Source organism: Sphaerospermopsis reniformis, assembly GCF_005402885.1.
Taxonomy (GTDB): Bacteria; Cyanobacteriota; Cyanobacteriia; order Cyanobacteriales; family Nostocaceae; genus Sphaerospermopsis; species Sphaerospermopsis kisseleviana.
Window position 1 is genome coordinate 1 of sequence record NZ_BJCE01000523.1, and the last position, 808, is coordinate 808.

Below are 808 nucleotides of genomic sequence, written 5' to 3' on the forward strand. Positions count from 1 at the left end.
CTGTCTTCTATACTCCGTTTTTCATGTTCATATAACCATAGTTGTTGACGATAAACTTCTGCCACTACTAGCAACATTTTATATTGTCTGTTGCTCAATTCTAAGAGTGACGCACCCGCATTCATTAGTTGTTGAATCTGAGCTAGGTTTCTTTTGATATATTGCAGTTGCTTCTTGATAGCTTTTCTTCTTTCCGAGAATTTGACTTTCTTTTTTTTGGCTACTACTAAATAATCTTTTCTTGCTCTTTTTCTGTAGGTTCTGGGTTTGTTGCTTTTTTTGATTTTTAGGGAGTTATATAATGTATCTATAATTGTTTCTGTTTGCTTTCTGGCTTGATTTAATAATCCTAAATCTGTGGGATAACTTATATCTGCTGGCGCACAACTAGCATCTAATATTAATTTACCTCGATTCGTTACCTCACTTTTTGAATCCTCGACTTCTGACTTTTTTGCTTTTACTTCTTCCTCCTCTTGATTTTCTAATACATTTTTGACTATTTTTTGATTCAATCTGTTGACTAGGTTCATATCTATTCTTTCTCGAAAATGAACTAGCATTGATGGGTCAAATAGTGCTTGATTGCTATACGCTGACATTCCTATAAAGTATTGCAGATAAGGGTTTTCTCTAATCTGTTCTACTGTTTCCCTATCACTTGTTCCTAGTTTCTCTTTGATTATTAATGCTCCCAATGCCATTCTAAATGTTTTGGCTGGTGCGCCTAAAACTTCAGTGAATATTGCTGCGTATTCTGCTTCAAATTCTGTCCACGGTATTATTTTCGCTAAGATTACCCAACGGT

1 protein-coding gene is annotated in these 808 nt (G+C 34.7%); it reads right to left on the reverse strand.

Features of this window, described 5'->3' with window-relative positions; genetic code table 11:
- Positions 1–808 (reverse strand): transposase (locus FFR48_RS28185; RefSeq protein ID WP_137669607.1); only part of this gene is annotated, 808 nt, incomplete at both ends.